This is a genomic window from Paenibacillus sp. FSL R5-0345 (genome assembly GCF_000758585.1).
Classification (GTDB): Bacteria; Bacillota; Bacilli; order Paenibacillales; family Paenibacillaceae; genus Paenibacillus_AQ.
On sequence record NZ_CP009281.1, the window covers coordinates 4,406,909 to 4,427,451 of the forward strand.

The following is a 20,543-nucleotide window of genomic DNA, read 5'->3' on the forward strand; positions in this document are numbered from 1 at the left end:
ATTAAAGACCTAAGCGAAATTTAATGGCTGCAATCACAGGCTCATTCGTAATTGCAACCTTATCGTACGTTAAATGTTCTTAACATGTCTTTGTGCAATCCTTAGCGAATTCTTAATTCTATCCAGCTAAAGGAATCAACAGCTTTACAGTAAATCCATTCTGCCGGTTGGAACACACAATTTCGCCTTGCATTTTTTGCATCATATAACGAGAAATGTACAGACCTAGACCTGCACCGTTCTGGCTCATTGCCAAACTGCCCCGAAAAAATTTATTGAATATTAAAGGCAGCTCCTCCTCAGGAACACCCGGACCATAATCCTGAATATCAACCTCCAGATAATGATCCCTAATCTCGAATTTAATATCGATGGGGGTCTCGGAATTGGCGTATTTATAGGAATTGTTCACCACATTATCTATAACCTGCTGCAGACGCAGGGGATCCACCGTCAGGATACAGTCTGGCACTGCTGCTGCTGAAATCCGCTCATAGAAATTTACATTATTTATAATTTGGGTCAGTAGGTGACTATGCTCCTCCGTTAAGCTGACTTTTAGTTCATTCAATTCTTCCAAGGTGGAATGGAACATATCTGTGACCAGACGATCAATCTGATCTGCTTTGGAATATAAGGTGTTCAATTGTCTGCTTGTCTTCTCATCCCTAGCACTTAATAGCATCAGTTCCGTAATCGCCTTTAGCGAAGCGACAGGTGTCTTAATATCATGACTTAGGCTAGCAACCAGTTCCTTCTTACTCTTGTTCGCCAGATATTCGCTGTGCCTAGCCGCCGCAAGCTCTTCCCGCATCATATCGAAGCTTTCGGTAAAAGCACCAAATAGATGATTACGATCCATCGCAAGCGGAACTTCAAGATCACCTCTTGCAATATGCTTCGCGAATAGCTGCATTTTACGAAACGGACGAAGAATGGATCGATTCAGGAACCAAATATAGAGGATGCCTAGAATTGTAAGCAGAAGCAACATCACAACAGAAACTTGTATAAATTGTTGTTTCATATGTATAAAAACCGTACGATAATCATTATTAACAATCACTTTACCCACTATCTTATCCTGCTCAACAACATCGACTACGGTGTCCCGATTATTGATAGCTTCGTTAATCGTAACGGAAACCGCATTTTCAGTTTGATATTTAAGTGCTCCTGAAGTATCGATGATGGCGAAATCATAAGGACTTTCCTTGTACAGTTTCGGTTCAAGCTTGTCCCAATTCTGCTCCGTAATCTTAACGATGGTATTGATAGCTACTCGATCCGTTGATGTCTCCACCTTCAAGTTAACAATCAGGAATAAGAGAGTTATACTTGCAGCGAGAATAATGAGGAGTAGCGTTATCAGCAATTTTTTAGTCATAGTTATTTATCCTCGAAAGCATAACCGATACCCCATATGGTACGGATGAACTGTGGGTCATTAGGATTCTCCTCGATCTTCTCACGAAGATGACGTATGTGTACATTTAAGGTGCCATCTCCCGCAAAAACATATCCCCAAACCCCTGTAAATAACTCCTCTTTGGGGATTACCCGATTTTTATGCTGAATCAAATACTTAAGTAATTTATATTCCATTGTTTTCAGCTTGAGGGGTACACCGTTAAGTGTAGCCCTTCGGAGTTCAGGATCAATTTGAACGGGTCCGGATTCAAGAAGAGAAACCTCCGCTACAACGCCGTTGTTGTACCGCTTTAGCACCGCCTTCACTTTAGCGAGCAGCACTCTAAGGGTATACGGCTTATGAATATAATCATCTCCCCCAATATCCAGCGCAATCAATACATCATCCTCACTGGAGCGGGCACTAATAAATAGAATGGGGATTCCAGTCGTTTGACGTAGCTCTTTGCATAACTGGAAGCCGGATTCACCACCTAGATTAATATCTAGGAGTAACATCGACACCTGATGCTCACTTAAAAATCTCCGACAAGCATCAGCGCTTGTAACAAACGCGGTTTGAACATCAAACAAATTAAAATATTCGCAGGTGGTCTCCGCAAGCTCAATTTCATCATCAATAATCAAACAATCATATTTCATGGATTTCTCTCCGCTTCAACAGAATTTATTATTATGTTAGAATATGCCTTTAAGGAGGGGTTACCTGTGGATATACAATTCCAGCGTCTGGAGCACTATTTAGATAAATACGAACAAAGCTGGCCATTAAGCGGCACAGTCTTAATAGCTCAGCGTGGAGAAATCAAGCTACATAAAGCCTACGGATATGCAAATCTTGAACATCAGGTCCCGAACACATTAGATACCAAATTCCGGATCTGGTCACTTACCAAATCTTTTACTGGCATGGCTATCCTGATGTTAAAAGAACAAAAACGTCTGAGACTGGATGATCCCATCCTAAAGTATCTTCCTGAGCACCATGCACTAGAGGGGATCACCATTCTTCATCTGCTGGGACATACCTCTGGTATAGCCAACTACACTTCCATACCCGAATATAATCAAAAATTAAATAAGCTAAAGCTAACTCCACAGGAAATGTTACAGCTATTTGTGAGTCAGCCGCCTGCCTTTATGCCTGGCACATCATTTGCCTATAACAACTCAGGTTATTATTTACTTGGGATGATTATTGAGAAGATTACAGGGATGACCTTTGAAGATTATATCACTACTTTTATATTACAGCCTTTGGGTATGGTAAATACAGGAGTTTATAACAATTATCAAATCATTTCAAAATTAGCCTCACCTTATCATTCCTCTTGGGGAGAGTACACTCAAGGAGAATACATAGATATGAGCTCTATCCAGTCTGCTGGTGCGATGTATTCGACGGCTGCAGATCTTTTTCTGTGGGATCAAGCCTTGTACTCCGATCAATTAGTATCTCATGACACCTTGGAAATGGCCTTTCATTCCAGTAATCTTAAATATCGATTTGGTTGGTTCTTGGACGAACGCCTTGATCGAAAAAGAATGTATCACGGCGGTGCCTACCGCGGCTTTCGAAGTGAACTGCATCGATACCCGGAAGATCAAACGAGCGTCATCATGTTGACCAATTATGATTGCGTCCCTGTCACTAAGTTAACGGAATCGCTAGCTGGATTAGTATTTGGCGAACCTGTATGGGTGCCGACCTCTCCGCAAGCCTTTCCGCTTGAGGATAGCCTTTATGCAGAATACATGGGAACCTACGAGGGTTTTGGCTGCAAAGCAAGTGTAGAGCGTAGTGGCCAAGATTACTATTTTATCTGGAATGATGTAGAAGTCACTCCGTTTTATCCGATCTCGGAAACAAGATTCCATCATACCAAGCATGATACCGAATATGAATTTAAACGAAATGCTCAAGGTGAGCTTTCATTCCTGGGGATGCATAAAAAACAAGACAAGTCTTAATTAGACATGTCTTGTTTTTCTTTTTATAAGTAATAAAGACTCAGGTTCATGTTCATGCTAGGCCTTGGCTATCATGATAAACTCAGCGAGAAGAACAAGTAATGCGGTAGTTACCCCAAGTGAATTAATTACTGTTAAGGCATCTGGGTAGCTTTCTTTCTTAAATTGTGAGAACAAAGACACCATCCATAATACACTGAAGAATAACGCGACCAATCCGGAAATAGCCTCACTGTCCACTTTTCTACTCTTCATAAAAAATCCTACTAGGCCAACGACTGTAAAAATCATATATATAGCAAGCTCTATGGATGTGATGACAATCGCCTCGCCTGCAGAGAACAAATGCATTAACGTGTATTGAATCCCCAAACAAATAAACACTAGCTGGTTAAAAGAAACTTTGCTCACCCTCATAGCGTATCTCCTTTTAATTTAAGTGAACTGCCATAAAAGATAACGCTTACATTATATCGATAATTACAGTAATCCTCTGTGACTTTCAGTACTCTTGCGAATCTACGCATGAATATCTCTTTTTCCAAACGAAATATAGGTGACAGACAAACTGATAGCTATGATAATCACAGGGATCAGCAACACTTCCATAAAATCCTTTGCTCCGGTCAAGACTATATGTTGTGAGTTAACGACGTAGATTCCAGAAAACTTCATAACCTGCGTCGTTAAAGCATGGTCTGAAACCGCCCTTAGCCATGTTGAGGAAGCATCACGGAAATAACCGGATATCATGAAGTCTCCGAATATAATTAGAAAGGTTGCAACTACCGCAGAGGCTGTTCTTTTAATAATAAGGCCCACCATAATAATTAGAGTGGCATAAGCTGATAAATAAAGGATATTTAATCCCAGTACACGAGAAACCTGAATCAAGTCAGCATTTAAATTCCGATTACCGATGTCATTCCCAATTATCAAGGCAGCTATCATATACGTGAGATAAAATACTCCTGTAAATTGCAACATCCACCATACTATAATTTTTAAGGCAGAAAGATATTTCCCTGTGATGTAAATAAATCTACTTTGTCCTGAAGCAAGGATAACTTTGATAGACCCATATTCAAATCCTTCGGTTGAAAAAAAACATATGTATATTGGAATAATAAAATAAAAAAATATGGATAAAGGCATTACAATCGTTAAGGGTTCCGCGAGATTAGCGACTTCAAAACCACCTTTACTGCCAATCCAGAACGCTAATACCAGACTCGCTATAAGAAACAGCAGAGATATCCCCTTAAACATGGTATCCCTTTTTATAAAGTAAGACTCAGCTCTCAGTAAATTCCTCATCGCTCATTCTCCTATCAGATCCATGTAATAGTGCTCAAGATTCGCAGTAGACAGGCTGATTCCTTCAAGCGGGATACCCTCTCTAATTAACGTTGACATTAACTGTTCAAGATCGATCAAATCCTTGGGAATCAATATTTCTCCGGAAGCTGATAATGTGCTCGAATGAATATTAAGATCGTTCTTAAGTACGTTTATGGCTGCTTCTACTTCAACCGTTTTAATACAAATTTGCGTTTCGGCTGATTGCATGAGTTCTTCCACAGAGACTTCCTTAATGAACTGCCCTTTATGAATAAACCCGAATTTGGTAGCGAGCAATTGGAGTTCACTCAAAATATGGCTGGAAATCAAGATGGTAACCCCTTTTTCATGCACCAGCTTAGTCAATAATTTTCTCATCTCTACAATTCCCGTAGGATCAAGTCCATTAATCGGTTCATCCAAAACTATAAATTCCGGTTCGTTGAGAAGGGCAATTGCCAGTCCTAAGCGTTGACGCATGCCCAGAGAATAATCCGATGTGTTTTTGTGCTCAGCATCCGTAAGTCCCACCAGATTCAGTACATTTTTAATTCTGTCGGAATCCGTAATCCCATAAATCTTGCAATAAAAACTTAAACTCTCAGCAGCATTCATATGGGGGTAGAGAGCAGGGTGCTCTATTAAAATCCCCATTTTTCTCCTAACCCTTGCGATGTCCTCCTCACTACTTTTGCCCAGCAATTGAAAGGTCCCTTTTGTTGGATACACTAATCCACTGATTATTTTCATGAGTGTGGTTTTGCCTGCCCCATTCTCTCCTACTAGGCCATAGATATCTCCCTTTTGAATCTGCATATTTATATTTTGAAGCGCAGCTGCCCTACCATACTGTTTACTTAATCCCTCAGCTTCAAAGATTATTGTATTCATTGTTCAACTCCTCCATAGCATATTTACTCCTACTAATTGATATCAAATTAGCACGTTTACTAGAATTAATAATTAGGTTCGTAAAAAACACTGAAATAAATGTAACTTTCAACACTTCCAAGTGATTCCTAAAAGGATAACAGTTGATTCTAATCCCATATAATGTATTATTGCTTTATGTACAGGAGGGGAAAAATCGCATGATACATATTGCCATTTGTGATGATGATTTCAAGACAACTGAATGTATTGAGAGATTGATCATTAACCATCCAGTTTATCGATCTGAAAACATAGAGGTATCCATATTCTATTCTGGTGAAAGCTTCACGAAAGCCATTCAGCTTGGCTGTCCATTTGATCTTGTTTTTATGGATATAGAAATGAAAGGAATAAGCGGAATAACAGCGGGCCATGTGCTACGGGGGGATTATGATAACGATTGGGTTCGGCTGATTTATGTTTCGAGCCACGAAGAGTATCATGTTCAGCTATTTGATGTTCAGCCTTCGGGATTTATAAAGAAACCTATACATAACGAATCTTTTGAAAAAAAACTATTCTCCATGATTCAGCAAATAAAGGTTAAGCGTCAACAAAACCAACCAAAATTACTGCCTGTACACCAAAGTGGAACTAAAATACTTATTCCAATCCGTAATATTATGTACTTGGCAAGTGACCGTCGAAAAATTATTCTGCAAACAACGGAAGATCAAACGGAATATTACAGTACTCTGTCAATAGAAGAAGAAAAGCTCCCTTCGAAGCAGTTTGTGCGGATTCATCAATCCTATCTTGTGAATTTCGATTACATCAAACAAATTCAGGGAAAAAGAATTGTGTTAACGAGCGGGGAAGAACTTCCGATCAGTGATAAGCAAAGCATTGTAGTGAAAAAGAGTTATTTGCAATTCAGGGGGAGTCTACTTGAATAATATTGTTCTGGATGAGTTGTTCTACGCTCTTACGCTAACTGCTCTCCCATTTATCATCCATTATTTCTATAATCATTGTTTCTCACGACTTTTGGAATCCAAAATGATCCTTTATACCGTTTACACTGCCTATTATATTTTCGTACTCCTACTGCATTATAGTCCACTCCCTGGATTATGGATGCTTGGGCTCAATATAGCGGGAGTCGTACTTTTGTCCTTTTTGTACAAGGGGAAAATACAATGGCGTTTTGGCGCCGCTTTATTCATCGTCGCACTCATTATGCTATCAGATGCAGCTACTGCGCCTGTGTATACGACCAGCGGATACATCTTTACCTTGTTTTTGTCTAAGCTTCTGATGTTTTTACTGGTGAAGATCACACTTCGTTTCACTAAGGCCTTTGGCGAGGGGAATTTAGGGAGCTGGTATTGGATCGGGCTGTTCTGTTTTCCATTTATCAGCATTTTCAGTATTGCAAAATTATCGGGCGAGCTATCCTTACGGGAATATCCGATCTTGTATCCGATTTTGTCCGGTGGAATGCTGTTGATCAACTTCCTGATCATTCTTTTATGCGATCGCGTACTAACCATACATTCGGCACAGAATAAAAACCACTTGCTGGAACAACAAAACACCTACTATATGAACCAGTATTTGCTCACAAAGGAAAGGCAGCAAGAAGTCTTTACGTTTCAACATGATTTCAGGAATATCTTGCTGGGTCTAAGGTCACAATTACAAGCCGGGGAGAAAGAAGCAGGACTGAACGATGTGGATAAGCTGCTTGGAGTACTCGAACTCTCATCAGTGGGTTGTAATACCGGCTCTATCCTTATCGACTCCATCATTAATGACAAGCAGCAATTCGCTAAAAAGCTGGGGATTTCCTTTCAAACAGACATTAAGATTCCACCTCAGCTTAACCTGGATACTTATGCATTTAGCATTATTCTAGGGAACATTCTCGATAATGCCATCGAAGCGTGCAGACATCCAGCTGTGACTCAGCCCTATATTAATTTCCAACTACATTATCATAAGGGTACGTTATTTATTAGAATACAGAATCCATATCAACATTCAATACGTACCAATCATTTCGGAGAACTAGCCACAACAAAACGAGACAAGCATTTTCATGGTATCGGTCTGCAAAGCGTAAAAAAGGCGGTTGAGGAAACCGGCGGAATATGGGATATCACCTATGAAAACCATATTTTCCAAGTGGAAATTTGTCTCTTTAACATTGAGGTCTTATCAGTTGCAGAAACGGAGCAAAAATGCACCTCATAGAAAGATATCGGACCCAGAGGGTTTTCCAATGTTTATTCTAAGGGGTGCATTTTAGTCACAAGTATACTTCTATTATTTTACTTACGGTTCGATTGCAAATTTAGACGAAAACGAAATACTGCATCTTCACCGAACCACATAGGGAAATTCGTGCCCCAGATATTGTTGTGCAAATTAAAATGCCATCCTTTATCTAAGGAGACAAAAGAATTATCGAATTGCAGCAGTCTTTTTTTGACCCGGTGCAGCCAAAGCCGCATCCTTGGTTTCGATAAAGGCTCTCCCATCTGCACCCTGATAACTAACGCCACGTCCAATGGCATGAAGATTACGATTCCCGTCCTTCACTACACGCAAAGGTGAGACTGGCAAGCCCATCTTCTCCATCATCCAAAGATTAGGATTATCGACATTCAATGCACATCCGAACCAACTTGCTTCCGGAAGACAGTTGGCATCTTTCCCAAACCATTGCAGTGATACGTCAACCGTACCTTCATGCTCAAAATCATACATTATTTCGAGTTCCTTCGGAGCGCCATACCCTTCATGCGCTTGTGTTGGCATGCGTAAACGAAGCAAGAATTGGTTACTGTTTATTCGCTTCATATCAGTCACGAAGGGCTCATAAAGTTGATGACTAGGCAATGGTCGAACGAATTCAAATCCAGGCTTGTTAAAGTCAGCATCGGACCATTGGTGGGTCAAGCCTAAATTTTGCATATAGGTGCGGAAGTATCTGGCGTAGTCCTCCGTTCCAAACGTCTCATAGGTATAAACACCGAAGGGATGGCTTTCATCAATCCATACTTTTCCATTGGCATCCGATAAATGAATAAGTGCGCCGTTCACACCAAAGGACAATTTATAACCTTCAACCGCATATACTTCTTGGACACCGGCCAGCTTAGCATCAGCGGATAAATCTCTCCTAGCAGGTTCTAATCTACCGAATGCTTCCTTTGCCTCCGCTTGTTTATCTTCATCCAGGCAAGCGACGGCCTGATCCAGATAGCCCCGTTGCTCAGCCCAAGAACGTTCGATCATCGAATATGTTCGGACGCTCTGCTCAGATGCAAACAAGCCACTAGAATGCTTATCGAATTCATCCATAGCAAAGGCACCTATATAATTGAATTTCGCCGGGATCTCATCTACATTAATTAAGTCTTTGATTCTAGCAGCATTAAAATCTGTTTTCGCATAGTTCCGAAAGTCAGGAAGCCACTTCTTTACGTCTAATCCCCATGTATGCTCTACTACCAACAACATAGCATCGCTCATCCCTTTATAGGCATAACTATGCTCGTCTAAGCTTCCTTCGGACAGCCATTTACTTCTCAAGCGCTGAAGCTCCCGAAGCTTGGCAAGCTTTAACGGATCCGTACCTGCACCATGAATCCAAGTATCACCGATTTCTTCACATACTACCGGAAGTTGTTCGCGAACCTTCAAAAGACTTCTCGCGAATGCATCCAGTGAAGATGCTATAATCTCAGCGTCAGGGTATCGTTCTTGGATTTCACGGAATTGCTCCTCGATTTCCTCAGCGCTTGGCGGCCCACAATTGTCACCCGTATGCGCAAATAGCAATATATCGTCGATCCCTTCGACCTCTACCGGCTCACCGTAGCTTCCGGCATAGTTCACAATCAACTCACTGCCATCCTCCGCCTGCCATCGAAATAGCTTGGGTACATCAGGACGCATAGAAGCTGGATTTACTCCGAGATGCATATACTGAATACCTGCTTTGTACATGTATGGAACCATGGATAGTGTGTGACCAGGCACATCTGTCATTTTGGCGGCTATCGTTTGTTTTCCAAAATGTTGGTCAAGCGCTTGGCTAATCGATAGTCCATATCGGAAAAGCTCCATATCCATCAGTTCAGTATGGGTTGTGAACGGTAATCCATGCCACACAATATGTCCCTTACGGATCGCCTGCTCCATCGCTTCTTTTTCCGAAGCAGGTGCATGATCTAAATAATAACGAATCAGCCAGGAGCCGGTTGTCCATACAAATTGTGCGCGGCCCCCTTCAGCTTCAAGTGTATCAGCCAAAGTAATCGCTTTCGGAATATATTCCTCCATGTATTGTCTTAACACATGTGCAGCCATATTCGTGAATCCGATATCCAAATGTGTTTTAAATACAACATGGACCTTCTTAGTGTTATTCATTTTCCCACCCTGCCTCCGTTAGGTTATCGCTTATTGAAAACTGAAATTCGGAATAATCTATTTTCAGACTAATATATGTCACTGATCTATACAATCTAATAATCTAGAATAATATGATAATTTGATTGAATAACATCTATATCACTGACATAAAAAAGCTCTTTCCTCCACCAAAATAGTGGAGGAAAGAGCTTCAATGGTAATTAACACCTAAATCAATCAACGCCGTAGGTTCGAACGGAGCTCCGCTCGACGATGGTGGTATCGATTTTAATCGTTAGCGCACCTTCACGTGAATTCTCCATCCGTTTAACAACTCGTTGTACAGCAGCTTGTCCGAGTTTCTCTGTCGCTTGTCTCGCAGTAGTTAATGGAACTGACAGCAAGCTCGCCAATTGAATATCTGTAAATCCTATGATGGATAATTGATCTGGAACCCATAATTGCATAGAAATTGCCGTGTACAAGCACGATGTAGCGATATAGTCGTCTGCGCATACCACTGCCGATAGCATCGAATTATTACCTAAGAACGACGCTAACTGTACATTTGGTGCATTCAACTGATACATATAATCTTCTAAGCAATTCAAATATAAATTACGGCTGTTTACCAGCAGATCATGATCCAGCATTGCTTGAAGATAACCTCTATACCGATCTTCTCTACTCGTCACACCGTCAAATGGCATTGAAATATATCCGATTTCCTGATGACCTTTTTCAATCAAATACTGGGTGGTCTTATAAGCCCCATGGTAATGATCATGGTAGACACAGTCAAGCTGTACCTCTCGAAAGATACGATCGATAATCACTAGAGGGTAGTTAAGTAAACTAAGCTCTAACACTTTCTCACTGCACTGCGTACTCCCACGCGGATAAAAAATAATACCCTCTACTTGATCATCGTACAGTTCTTGCAAGCATATACTTTCGTCTTCCTTATCCGCAGTCATTCGAATGAGTAAATGACAATCCGCTTCACGCGCTTCTTTTTCAACGGAAGCAATGATTCTCCCGATATAATCGTCTATGTTAGGAATTACCAATGCAATCCTACGCATCGGTTTCTTCTCCTCAATTGCCTTTAGCACCAGTTCCTCAGAATGTGCTTGATAATCAGCAGATACGAATGTGCCGCGACGGGCATGGCGATAAACGATCCCTTTTTTCTCCAAGATCTGCAGAGCAAGCTTCGCCGTCATGCGGCTGACCCCGTACAACTTGGCAATCTCCCCTTCAGATGGGACGAGATCATGTGGCTGAAGCTTTCTCTTCCGGATTTCTTCCATCAGGTGATTTGCAGTCTGTATATACAATAGCGGTTTCCGCTCTTTTTGATGATCCTGATTGTCCATTCGAGCCTTCACCCTTTACGCTTCTATGCCGTTATTACTGTATGTAGTTCCTCATTGAGCTTGTCGATTAGCTCTATCAATTCAATCGGCTCACTGATCGTATAGTCTGGTTGTTCGGATTCATCGGCAGGGGTGTGTGGATAACGCGTCGTCCAGCTTTGAAAAATACTCGTTATACCGAGCGCGTTCGCCCCCTTCATATCACGACTTAAGTTATTTCCTACCATGACAGTGCGTGAAAAGTCTGCTTCAGATAAATCAAGAGCGCCGATAGCGGCTTTGAACATTCGAGAGCTAGGCTTAACCGCCTTAATATTCTCTGAGATAATCATGGCCGTAAAATATTCATGAAGCCCATGCTGATTAAATACGTTCTTGAATGATTGCGTGTCCCCGTCAGCGACCAACGCCAATGTATAGCCCTTTTCATGCAAAGATCTGATCATGACATCCGCACCTGGAATAAGCTCCGCTGTAAGCACGATTCCGTCCTCGTCTCTAATCTCCGTGGATTCATCCACGATCGTATCTCCACTATCCAAAAAAACAATGATTTTCTTCTGCTCCATCCCTCACATCTCCATCCCCAAATATTCACATTGCAAATCCCGCTCTAAATTTTTCGAATGGGACATCTTGTTCTCAAAATAGAATGAACAGTGGATTTATAAGCTGCATTATCAATAGGAGGTCACCACTTGAGAAACAAGCAATCTGTTATAATCGTAACGATTCCATTATCTGATATCAAGAAATATATCATTTTTGATTTTGTCGCCGGATCGATCTTTTACTTTGCGATTAAATTCCCTTTCCATTCTTTCATAGCCGCATACGCTGGCAGCATGTTCGGCCCTATGCTCATTCGCCAATCCATGAAAATCGTTCGAAACCGTGCTAAAGCTTAAGCCATGTATGACAAGCGTTCAACCTTGCTGTATGTATTTAAGGAATTGTTCAATCTGTTTTTTATGATGCTTATCGTGTGGAATAAAACTTCTCAAATACTTACGAACACTGAATTTTTTCCGGTCTGCATCCTTATATTCCATATCGCATTCTTCATCAGTTAATCCTGATACTGCATCTAAAATCCTAGTTCTGTAGAGCAGAAATTGTTCAATCAATGTTTGTTTAGATAACAATTTGGCATACTCCATAGCGTTAGCATTAAACTCGTTAAAATCCAGATGTTTCGTTGTTAACGGTTCCTTCAAAAGAATCTTCTTTATAGCACCTTCATAGAAATACTTATCCCAAAGCATAAGATGACATAAAATATCCTTTACGGTCCATTTCCCGGTCGCTATAGGCATATTCCAATGTTTATCTGGCACCTCTTCTAAAGATTCTACGAATGGAATAAGGGATTTAAATTCGAATAGCATCTGCTCTTTTGTTCTTACTGCCATAGAAGCTAACCTCCATGTGAATATAAAATAGTCGGACAAAAAGATTATGCAGCTTCATCCTTGGAAGCAGTTATGAGATCAGCCTCAGTAGATTCTGGATTCAGCCAAATCTCGATCATCTCATGGGTACGCTTTACATCATTTTCATCGAGTATATAATACCATTGATCCGTATGTTTTCCTTCCCCTTGCAGCATATGACTCGTTATTTCAGGGGTTCCACCTTCAAGAATTACCTTCTTAGCCAAATCCAGAATAAAATCTGACTTCATATTGGTTTTAAAGTTACTGCCAGCAATTTCGATAATGTTCTGGATATTAAGAATATTATCGATTCTCTTCATCCGATCAAGCGCTGCTTTTAGGAAAATCCGTTGTCGCTCTGTTCTCTTAAAGTCAGAGTCTTCTCGATATCTTACATACATTAAAGCTTCCTTACCTGAATAGATCGGTTTGTTGGGCTCAATTCTTAATTTCTCATGATCAGGGCTCTTATTCTCGATCACCTTGGTGATTGGAAGCACCACGCCCCCTAGCGCATCCGTCACGCCAACAAGCCCGTTAAAATTAATAGTAGCATAGTAATCAATTGGCGCATTCAACAGATTCTTAACAGTATCTACACTCATCTGAGGACCACCGTAGGAATGTGCCGCATTAATCTTGGTTTCTTTTCTTGCACCTTTGATATTTTCCGCTCCAATTATTTCTGCATATGAATCACGGGGAATAGAGACGAGCAGTGCTTTATGGTCCTCAGGTCGAATGACAGTATAAATAATGGAGTCAGAAAGTCCATTCTCTTTGCCACGCTGATCGGTGCCTAGCAGCAGGATAGAAAAAGGACGATTTTTATTTTCTGTCATTGCCTGAATTCCATCGTCTTCTGTTTCTTTTAACGGTACATAAGATTCATCAAGAGTGTGCTCTATAGTTGGTGCTACAACATTATCAAACCCAAAAATCATTAATTCTTTACGGAAAATAAAACTTCCCAACCCAACAATAAGTACGATCGCAAGCGAAAAATACCAGATCTTCATTTTCTTGCTGATTTTATTCTTCTTTACCTTCTTTTTCTCGATTCTACTTAAAGCATATGAAGCAGGTGGAGGCGTACTCTGATTATTTTTCATTGGATGAATTACCCTTTCTGTACATGCGACTTCTCACCATTAATGAACATCACTTTTTACTTATGCCTACCCTCCATTACCTAAATATCCCATTATTATAGACGATCATTGGATCGATAAGTTTCTTTTTTTAAGAAATTTTTGAGGCAAAAAAAAAGACCTCATCCTAACAAGGATGGGTCTACCATGTTTATTGAGGTCATTAGATTTTGTTCAGAATCGTATCGATCTCACTTTTCAGTAAAAGATACCTGACAACACTTCTCATGATCGGAACTTTAGTTAACTTATGCTGATCAACATAGCTTTTCATTTGATCTTTAGACAGACCGAGCAAGTTACCTGCTTCAGACACCGTCAATACTTCCTTGTTACTTGTAGCGTTAAAGGTCTTCTTCACTTTTAAATTCCAGTCTTCAAACACTTGCATTTACATCCGCCACCTTTCTACTAAGCGAGAAATATAAGACATAAAGTATTGTGTGAAACTTATAATTTCTTATATATAAAAAAATCCCCAAACTATAAGTTTGGGGATTTTTTTCACAACTTTAGAGTTTTACAACATTCTCAGCTTGTTGACCACGATTGCCTTGAACTACGTTAAATTCTACACGTTGTCCTTCATCCAAAGATTTGAATCCGTCGCCAGTGATTGCGCTGAAATGTACGAATACGTCTTCTCCGCCTTCAACCTCGATAAAACCAAAGCCTTTGTCTGCGTTAAACCATTTCACTGTTCCTGTTTGCATAATTTAATTACCACCTTTTTTTAATTTACATGTTATTCTTATCCCAAAAAAATCTCTTACAAAATCTCTAAAAAAATAAAAATTCACATATGGTACAAGGTTATTGTCATCTAAAGAATAACCCTCTACGCTATGTGAATTCGCTAGGTAACTGCTTTCGATAAATTGATTATAGCACATCTGAAGTCATGTAGATACACTTTTGCATGATGTAATAAATGGAAGAACCCTGTTCCTTTAGAAAAGGACAGGGTTTCCCGCTTGTAATCACGACATCACATGCAATTTATATTTTAAAATAAGACAATTTGTCCAGCAAATCTTGCACCATCGAGCTAAGGGATTCCGTCGAAGCAGAGATCTCTTCCATAGAAGCAAGCTGCTCCTCAGAGGCTGCGGCTACACTTTGTGAATCCGCGGACGCTTCTGAGGCAAGTTCGGCTAATACTTTGACACTAGCTGAAATTTGCTCTGTACCAGCGGTCATCTGCTGTGCGGCTGCAGATACCTCCTGAATTTGATCTGTAACCTGTGTCATTTCAGCAAGAATCGATGTAAACAAAAGATCACTATCAGACACACTCTGCACACCAATACGTACTTGCTCATTACCAACGGCCATAGCCTGTGAGGCTTGATTTGTATCTTTGACCACATGTTCGACTAATTCAGTAACTTGTTCGGCAGCTTGTTTCGTCTGATCCGCCAACATCCGTATTTCCGATGCCACTACAGCAAATCCACGACCATGCTCACCCACTCTGGAGGCTTCAATCGCTGCGTTTAATGCCAATAGATTAGTTTGTTTACTAATGCTCGAGATCAAACCAATAATCCCGCTAATCTGGACAGATCTTTCACCTAATCGTTCGATCGCCAGACTAGTCTCGTCAACAGATTGCTTGAGCTCTGTCATCTGGCTCACCGCCATTTGCAGCTGCGCACTGCCTCTCTGCGTTTGATCGGTTACTTCATCTGCTGATGCAGACACCGCTGATGAAGAGTCAGCAATACGTTGCACTCCAACACTAAGATCGCTCATGGCCAGAGAAGATTCTCCCGCATAATCATTCTGTAACTGCGCTCCCTCGGCTACTCGCCCAATAGACACAGCGATCTGTTCAGCAGCTTTCCCTGTCTGTTCAGCGTTAGCTGTTAATTCTTCGGAAGTAGCTCCCACTGACATCGATAAATCAGCCACAAGTCCAAACATTTCTCGAAGCTTATGCGTCATCTGATTAAAGTGTGTGGACATCTTACCGAATTCATCATTATTTCGAATCTGCAAGGTTTGCGTTAAATCGCCTTGAGCCATAAGCTGCAATTTCTCAGATAACACTCGAAGTGGTTTGATCACCATAAACCATAATTGAACGACTATAACTATTCCTAGAATCGACATCCCAACAAGCATGATAATAAAAGATTCTGTTTTAGCTTGTTCGTAGTCAGCCATGATTGTAGTTTTAGGAATCGCTGTCTGCGTATACCATACCTGATCACTTTCCGGCATAGGAATCGGAACAAAAATTCGGAGTACATTTTCTCCTTTGGAATTATGGGTGTACCCCTGAACCGTCTCACCATTCTTCACTTGTTTCCAGAGTGCCGCTTTCTGCTCCGTATCACCAAAATCTTTAAGTACACTTGCTGGATCATTTGGATTAGCTGCATATTTACCGTTACCCGTGATTAGAGAAACGTATCCTCCCATAGGTTTATATTTATCAGCATCCTCCTGGAGCTTTGATAACGATACATCAAACCCTACCGTCCCAAGAAAAGTACCCGATTTGTCTAAAATGGGCAGCATTACCGAAATCATCTCTATAGCCCCACCGCTCGTATCATAGGAATAGGGTTCAATGTAGATCGGTCTTTTCTCTTTTTTAGGTAAAAGGTAATAATCACCCGCCCCTTCTACATCGTAATTCTTTAAGGCTTCAACCGTTATTAAACCTTGATTTCTAAGAACATAAGGAATAAAACGCCCCGAAGCATCATCATATGGTGTCTTATTAATATTAGCCTGATCGTTTTGATCGAAGGCATTGGGTTCCCACAGTGTACTAATTGCAAAAAGCTCAGGTCTATTCTCAAGCATCGATTTCATTGTAGAAACAACTTCTTCACGACTCAAGCTTTGACCTTCTCTTGATTCAACCAGTACTTCTGTGAATACCTTGGCTGCCGACTCTATGTCTATCAGAGTATTCTGAATAGTTTCCGCATAACTTCGCCCAGCAACTTCCGCCTCTAGTTCACCGTTCGATATGCTCACACTTCGCAAATTCAGCAAATTTGCAACCAAACTAAAGAAAAAGATCACGATGATAACTAAACTTACTACCAGAACAAATTTAACCGTTAAAGAAAGCCTTCGATATAATGCCATCTAAACAACTCCACTCTAGGATAATATACCTTATCTTTAATCGACAAAATGCGACTAACCCTAAATAGGTCTTATTTCCTATAATTTTAGTGATAAAAATTTAAAATGCATATCTTTTCAAAAAGTATGTTTAAATAAAAGGAGCTTAACTAAAAAATCTCAATACAAAGGAGTTCATGCCGATGGAAATATCCTCTTTTTTGTTGCCTAAAGATCAAGTTGCCTATATCACTAATTCAATATCCATGCTGGAAGCCTTAGAACAATTAGAGCAGCACCATTATACGGCTATCCCTATTATTGATAATGAAGGAAAATATGTAGGAACACTTTCGGAAGGTGATCTATTGTGGAAGTTGAAAAACACAGCCGGTCTAACCTTTGACAATATAGGGGAAGTTCCAGTAAGTACAATCCAGAAGCATGTCCATAACGAAAGCGTCCTCATTCATGCCGAAATGGAGGATATGCTAACGCTCGCTGCAGATCAGAATTTCGTTCCTGTTATTGATAATGAGGGCGTGTTTATCGGAATTATTCGTCGAAAAGATATCATTGAATATTATACTCGTAACATTACAGATTAATTGAACAACAACAAAAAGACCTGATCAGTAGCATCCTGTGAAGATGATACTAATCAGGTCTTTTTGTTAACTCAAAATTATAATTCAGTCAGGATAATGGTCCCTTGTGGGGTGATAGCTAACGTATGTTCATATTGTGCTGACAGACCGCCGTCGATGGTACGTGCAGTCCAACCATCCGCATCAATCTTTGTTCTGTAGCTGCCTGTGTTCAGCATCGGTTCAATGGTAAATACCATCCCCTCTTTAAGTCGAGGCCCTCTGCCAGCCGGACCATAGTGTGGTACCTCTGGAGCTTCATGCATTTCTGAACCAATTCCGTGGCCAATAAAATCACGCACAACAGAAAAACCGTTAGACTCTGCGTAAACTTGAATAGCATGAGCGACATCCCCGATCCGGTTGCCTGCAACTGCCTGCTCGATACCGCGGAATAGAGATTCTTTTGTGGTGTCTAATAATTTCGTCGCCTGTTCACTGATATTTCCAATCCCGTACGACCAAGCGGAATCTGCCAACCAGCCATCTAAATTCACTACCATGTCTATTGTTACTATATCCCCATCTTTAAGCGGCTCTTTTTTCGGAAATCCGTGGCAGATTACATCATTTACAGATGCACAGGTTGCATATGGATAACCGTTATATCCCTTTTGCTCAGGAGTCGCTCCTTGAGACAATATAAATTTTTCAGCAAATTCATCAATCTCCCAGGTAGTAATTCCAGGCTGTAAGATTTGCGCAATTTGACGATGACATTCAGCCAGAATTTTTCCCGCCGCACGCATTTTTTCGATTTCTTCCATCGTTTTCATGATAATCATAATATCGCCTCTTCTGTACAGAACACATCACTCTCGGGCAATGGCTCTTCTTTTGTATTTAGTTTCCCCTTTATATTATGAAAGAAAAACACGAGAAATCCAAATCATTAAGCAAAAAAAATATAAATTCATTAATAATTCTAAAAAAAGACTCCCTTTTTACGTGAAAGTTAGATATGGTATGGGTTTGAGTAATGCCAACTAACAAAGAGGCATCCCAGCAGCCATAATGTAGGCTCCGGGACACCCCTTCAATCAAGATTGAATTAGTCGTGAAAATTAAGGCCTGACGTAACGGCTTTGACATAACCTGCTCGGATCACGAAATCTCCAAAATGCTCACGATGCAGACGTTCTTTGGCGTAACGATGAAGAATAGGCTCCAGCGTCTCCAAAATTTCTTTTTCATCTATGTTTTCTTTATATATCTTGTTTAAGCGATCTCCCGTAAAACCTGCTCCCAAGTACATATTATATCTGCCTGGTCCTTTACCAATAAACGAGATTTCACCCAGTGCCGGTCTTGCACATCCATTAGGACAGCCCGTCATCCGGATCACAATTTCCTCATCACGTAGGCCTGCTTCGTCAATGACCAGCTCAAGCTTATCAATCAATGAAGGCAAATAACGTTCCGCTTCCGCCATCGCAAGCCCACAGGTTGGCAGCGCCACACAGGACATGGAGCTGCGTCGTAGTGCAGAAAGATGTGCTCCATCCGTAAGTCCATGCTGTTTAGCCAGCTCAGTAACTTTTCGTTTTTTGGCAGAGGTTACGTTAGCAATTGTTAGATTCTGATTCGGAGTAAGCCGGAAATCTCCGGTATGAATTTTGGCGATTTCCCGCAGTCCGGTCATCAATGTGTACCCTTCTTGGTCATGAATCCGTCCGCTTTGGATATAAAGCGTTAAATTCCATTTTCCATTGGTACCCTTCACCCAGCCGTAACGGTCTCCATTATGATCGAAATGGTACTCCCGCGCCGCCTCAAGCTGCCATCCTAGTCTTTCATGCAGCTCATCGACGAACCATTCCAGACCGTGGCGGTCGATCGTATACTTGAACCGTGCATTTTTGCGGACAGAACGATTTCCATAGTCACGCTGAATCGTTACTGTCTTCTCTGCTACATCGATCAATTGATCAGGACGGCAAAATCCAATGATACGCCCAAGCTGAGGATACGTGCTAGTATCGCCATGTGTCATCCCCATACCGCCGCCTACCGATACGTTGAACCCTACCAGCTTATCGTTCTCAAGAATAGCGATGAAGCCCAAATCCTGCGAGAATACATCTACGTCATTTGAAGGGGGAACCGCAAGACCAATTTTGAATTTACGTGGTAAATATACCGGACCATAGATCGGCTCAACTTCTGCCCGATCACCTAAACTATCCACTACCTTTTCACCGTCTAGCCAAATTTCATGGTAAGCAGGAGTACGAGGTGATAGATGATCGCTGACTTTTCGCGCCCATTCATAGACTTCTGCGTGCACCTCAGACTGATAAGGATTCGGATTGCTCATTACGTTACGGTTGACATCCCCACAGGCTGCAAGAGTCGTCATTAGCGTATCATTGATACTTCGGATAGTCTTCTTTAAGTTCCATTTAAGTACACCATGCATTTGAAATGCCTGTCTTGTAGTCAGACGTAAGGTTCCGTTACCATACTTCTGTGCCAGATCGTCCATCACCAGCCATTGCTCCGGTGTAGCTACTCCACCTGGGGCTACTACGCGAAGCATAAACTGGAATGCAGGCTCCAGCTTCTGACGTTCCCGTTCATTGCGTAGATCTCTGTCATCCTGCATATAGCTTCCATGAAATTTCAGCAGACGATTATCATCTTCAGGCAGACCGCCCGTAATCGGATTACTTAGTGTCTCAACTAACGCACCGCGCAGGTAGTTACTCTCCGACTTAATATGCTCAACATCACTTGGAGGCCCGCCGATCGGCTTAACCTTCTCATTGTTTGCCATTGTTGTTATCTCCCCCCGAAGTCATT

20 protein-coding genes are annotated in these 20,543 nt (G+C 41.1%); 5 read left to right on the forward strand and 15 right to left on the reverse strand.

Annotation, left to right across the window (positions count from 1 at the left end):
* Window positions 1-118 precede the first annotated feature (118 nt).
* Both R50345_RS19580 and R50345_RS19585 read right to left on the reverse strand, forming a co-directional pair.
* Window positions 119-1,387: a HAMP domain-containing sensor histidine kinase gene (locus R50345_RS19580; RefSeq protein WP_042129354.1), complete on the reverse strand. Its 1,269-nt coding sequence runs from the start codon at window positions 1,385-1,387 to the stop codon at window positions 119-121.
* 2 nt (window positions 1,388-1,389) lie between these two features.
* Window positions 1,390-2,073, reverse strand: a complete 684-nt coding sequence (locus R50345_RS19585; RefSeq protein ID WP_042129356.1) for a response regulator transcription factor — start codon at window positions 2,071-2,073, stop codon at window positions 1,390-1,392.
* Window positions 2,074-2,139: 66 nt separating this feature from the next.
* Between R50345_RS19585 and R50345_RS19590 the strand changes: the two genes are divergently transcribed.
* On the forward strand, window positions 2,140-3,402 hold the full coding sequence (locus tag R50345_RS19590) for a serine hydrolase domain-containing protein (RefSeq protein WP_052414656.1): 1,263 nt from the start codon (window positions 2,140-2,142) through the stop codon (window positions 3,400-3,402).
* 57 nt (window positions 3,403-3,459) lie between these two features.
* On the opposite strand, the gene R50345_RS19595 is transcribed toward R50345_RS19590, so the two are convergent.
* The 3 genes from R50345_RS19595 to R50345_RS19605 form a co-directional block, all read right to left on the reverse strand.
* Window positions 3,460-3,819: a hypothetical protein gene (locus R50345_RS19595; protein WP_042129358.1), complete on the reverse strand. Its 360-nt coding sequence runs from the start codon at window positions 3,817-3,819 to the stop codon at window positions 3,460-3,462.
* Window positions 3,820-3,921: 102 nt separating this feature from the next.
* Window positions 3,922-4,719: an ABC transporter permease gene (locus R50345_RS19600; protein ID WP_042129360.1), complete on the reverse strand. Its 798-nt coding sequence runs from the start codon at window positions 4,717-4,719 to the stop codon at window positions 3,922-3,924.
* A gap of 3 nt (window positions 4,720-4,722) precedes the next feature.
* Window positions 4,723-5,634 (reverse strand): ABC transporter ATP-binding protein, encoded by a 912-nt coding sequence (locus tag R50345_RS19605; protein WP_042129362.1) that lies wholly within the window; start codon window positions 5,632-5,634, stop codon window positions 4,723-4,725.
* Window positions 5,635-5,834: 200 nt separating this feature from the next.
* Between R50345_RS19605 and R50345_RS19610 the strand changes: the two genes are divergently transcribed.
* Window positions 5,835-6,572 carry a LytR/AlgR family response regulator transcription factor gene (locus R50345_RS19610; protein ID WP_042129365.1) on the forward strand — a complete coding sequence of 246 codons (738 nt, stop codon included), beginning with the start codon at window positions 5,835-5,837 and terminating at the stop codon, window positions 6,570-6,572.
* The gene (locus R50345_RS19615) at window positions 6,565-7,872 is read left to right on the forward strand and encodes an ATP-binding protein (RefSeq protein WP_042129367.1); all 1,308 of its coding nucleotides are present in this window, start codon (window positions 6,565-6,567) and stop codon (window positions 7,870-7,872) included. The genes R50345_RS19610 and R50345_RS19615 overlap by 8 nt, the downstream gene beginning before the upstream one ends.
* 210 nt (window positions 7,873-8,082) lie before the next feature.
* On the opposite strand, the gene R50345_RS19620 is transcribed toward R50345_RS19615, so the two are convergent.
* From R50345_RS19620 to R50345_RS19630, 3 genes are all read right to left on the reverse strand, one after another.
* The gene (locus tag R50345_RS19620; RefSeq protein WP_231573829.1) at window positions 8,083-10,059 is read right to left on the reverse strand and encodes a DUF5054 domain-containing protein; all 1,977 of its coding nucleotides are present in this window, start codon (window positions 10,057-10,059) and stop codon (window positions 8,083-8,085) included.
* Between the two features lie 215 nt (window positions 10,060-10,274).
* Window positions 10,275-11,420 carry a substrate-binding domain-containing protein gene (locus R50345_RS19625; protein ID WP_042129368.1) on the reverse strand — a complete coding sequence of 382 codons (1,146 nt, stop codon included), beginning with the start codon at window positions 11,418-11,420 and terminating at the stop codon, window positions 10,275-10,277.
* Window positions 11,421-11,443: 23 nt separating this feature from the next.
* The gene (locus tag R50345_RS19630; protein WP_042129369.1) at window positions 11,444-11,989 is read right to left on the reverse strand and encodes an HAD family hydrolase; all 546 of its coding nucleotides are present in this window, start codon (window positions 11,987-11,989) and stop codon (window positions 11,444-11,446) included.
* 129 nt (window positions 11,990-12,118) lie between these two features.
* Between R50345_RS19630 and R50345_RS19635 the strand changes: the two genes are divergently transcribed.
* A complete protein-coding gene (locus tag R50345_RS19635; RefSeq protein WP_042129371.1) occupies window positions 12,119-12,328 on the forward strand; it encodes a hypothetical protein in 210 nt (69 codons plus the stop codon).
* Between the two features lie 18 nt (window positions 12,329-12,346).
* On the opposite strand, the gene R50345_RS19640 is transcribed toward R50345_RS19635, so the two are convergent.
* The 5 genes from R50345_RS19640 to R50345_RS30380 form a co-directional block, all read right to left on the reverse strand.
* Window positions 12,347-12,832 (reverse strand): DinB family protein, encoded by a 486-nt coding sequence (locus R50345_RS19640; protein WP_042129373.1) that lies wholly within the window; start codon window positions 12,830-12,832, stop codon window positions 12,347-12,349.
* A gap of 44 nt (window positions 12,833-12,876) precedes the next feature.
* On the reverse strand, window positions 12,877-13,968 hold the full coding sequence (locus R50345_RS19645; RefSeq protein WP_081954138.1) for an LCP family protein: 1,092 nt from the start codon (window positions 13,966-13,968) through the stop codon (window positions 12,877-12,879).
* A gap of 202 nt (window positions 13,969-14,170) precedes the next feature.
* Window positions 14,171-14,398, reverse strand: coding sequence for a MerR family transcriptional regulator (locus R50345_RS19650; protein ID WP_042129374.1), 228 nt, complete (start codon window positions 14,396-14,398; stop codon window positions 14,171-14,173).
* Window positions 14,399-14,519: 121 nt separating this feature from the next.
* Window positions 14,520-14,720, reverse strand: coding sequence for a cold-shock protein (locus tag R50345_RS19655; RefSeq protein WP_036685790.1), 201 nt, complete (start codon window positions 14,718-14,720; stop codon window positions 14,520-14,522).
* A gap of 286 nt (window positions 14,721-15,006) precedes the next feature.
* Window positions 15,007-17,115, reverse strand: coding sequence for a methyl-accepting chemotaxis protein (locus tag R50345_RS30380; protein ID WP_052414657.1), 2,109 nt, complete (start codon window positions 17,113-17,115; stop codon window positions 15,007-15,009).
* A 182-nt stretch (window positions 17,116-17,297) separates the two neighbouring features.
* Here R50345_RS30380 and R50345_RS19665 point away from each other — a divergent pair, with 182 nt between their 5' ends.
* Window positions 17,298-17,702: a CBS domain-containing protein gene (locus R50345_RS19665; protein ID WP_042129376.1), complete on the forward strand. Its 405-nt coding sequence runs from the start codon at window positions 17,298-17,300 to the stop codon at window positions 17,700-17,702.
* A 77-nt stretch (window positions 17,703-17,779) separates the two neighbouring features.
* Here the strand turns inward: R50345_RS19665 and map are convergent, their stop codons facing one another.
* Both map and cysI read right to left on the reverse strand, forming a co-directional pair.
* Window positions 17,780-18,526 carry a type I methionyl aminopeptidase gene (gene map / locus R50345_RS19670; RefSeq protein ID WP_042129378.1) on the reverse strand — a complete coding sequence of 249 codons (747 nt, stop codon included), beginning with the start codon at window positions 18,524-18,526 and terminating at the stop codon, window positions 17,780-17,782.
* 266 nt (window positions 18,527-18,792) lie between these two features.
* The gene (cysI, locus tag R50345_RS19675; protein WP_042129380.1) at window positions 18,793-20,517 is read right to left on the reverse strand and encodes an assimilatory sulfite reductase (NADPH) hemoprotein subunit; all 1,725 of its coding nucleotides are present in this window, start codon (window positions 20,515-20,517) and stop codon (window positions 18,793-18,795) included.
* Window positions 20,518-20,543 lie beyond the last annotated feature (26 nt).

Excerpts from the sequence above, each read along its gene's own strand:
- R50345_RS19600 (WP_042129360.1), bottom strand. The coding sequence starts at position 4,719 with ATGAGGAATTTACTGAGAGCTGAGTCTTACTTTATAAAAAGGGATACC.
- R50345_RS19625 (WP_042129368.1), bottom strand. The coding sequence starts at position 11,420 with ATGGACAATCAGGATCATCAAAAAGAGCGGAAACCGCTATTGTATATA.
- R50345_RS19610 (WP_042129365.1), top strand. The coding sequence starts at position 5,835 with ATGATACATATTGCCATTTGTGATGATGATTTCAAGACAACTGAATGT.
- R50345_RS19620 (WP_231573829.1), bottom strand. The coding sequence starts at position 10,059 with ATGAATAACACTAAGAAGGTCCATGTTGTATTTAAAACACATTTGGAT.
- R50345_RS19630 (WP_042129369.1), bottom strand. The coding sequence starts at position 11,989 with ATGGAGCAGAAGAAAATCATTGTTTTTTTGGATAGTGGAGATACGATC.
- R50345_RS19650 (WP_042129374.1), bottom strand. The coding sequence starts at position 14,398 with ATGCAAGTGTTTGAAGACTGGAATTTAAAAGTGAAGAAGACCTTTAAC.
- R50345_RS19645 (WP_081954138.1), bottom strand. The coding sequence starts at position 13,968 with ATGAAAAATAATCAGAGTACGCCTCCACCTGCTTCATATGCTTTAAGT.
- R50345_RS30380 (WP_052414657.1), bottom strand. The coding sequence starts at position 17,115 with ATGGCATTATATCGAAGGCTTTCTTTAACGGTTAAATTTGTTCTGGTA.
- R50345_RS19605 (WP_042129362.1), bottom strand. The coding sequence starts at position 5,634 with ATGAATACAATAATCTTTGAAGCTGAGGGATTAAGTAAACAGTATGGT.
- R50345_RS19640 (WP_042129373.1), bottom strand. The coding sequence starts at position 12,832 with ATGGCAGTAAGAACAAAAGAGCAGATGCTATTCGAATTTAAATCCCTT.
- R50345_RS19595 (WP_042129358.1), bottom strand. The coding sequence starts at position 3,819 with ATGAGGGTGAGCAAAGTTTCTTTTAACCAGCTAGTGTTTATTTGTTTG.
- map (WP_042129378.1), bottom strand. The coding sequence starts at position 18,526 with ATGATTATCATGAAAACGATGGAAGAAATCGAAAAAATGCGTGCGGCG.
- R50345_RS19580 (WP_042129354.1), bottom strand. The coding sequence starts at position 1,387 with ATGACTAAAAAATTGCTGATAACGCTACTCCTCATTATTCTCGCTGCA.
- R50345_RS19585 (WP_042129356.1), bottom strand. The coding sequence starts at position 2,073 with ATGAAATATGATTGTTTGATTATTGATGATGAAATTGAGCTTGCGGAG.
- cysI (WP_042129380.1), bottom strand. The coding sequence starts at position 20,517 with ATGGCAAACAATGAGAAGGTTAAGCCGATCGGCGGGCCTCCAAGTGAT.
- R50345_RS19665 (WP_042129376.1), top strand. The coding sequence starts at position 17,298 with ATGGAAATATCCTCTTTTTTGTTGCCTAAAGATCAAGTTGCCTATATC.
- R50345_RS19655 (WP_036685790.1), bottom strand. The coding sequence starts at position 14,720 with ATGCAAACAGGAACAGTGAAATGGTTTAACGCAGACAAAGGCTTTGGT.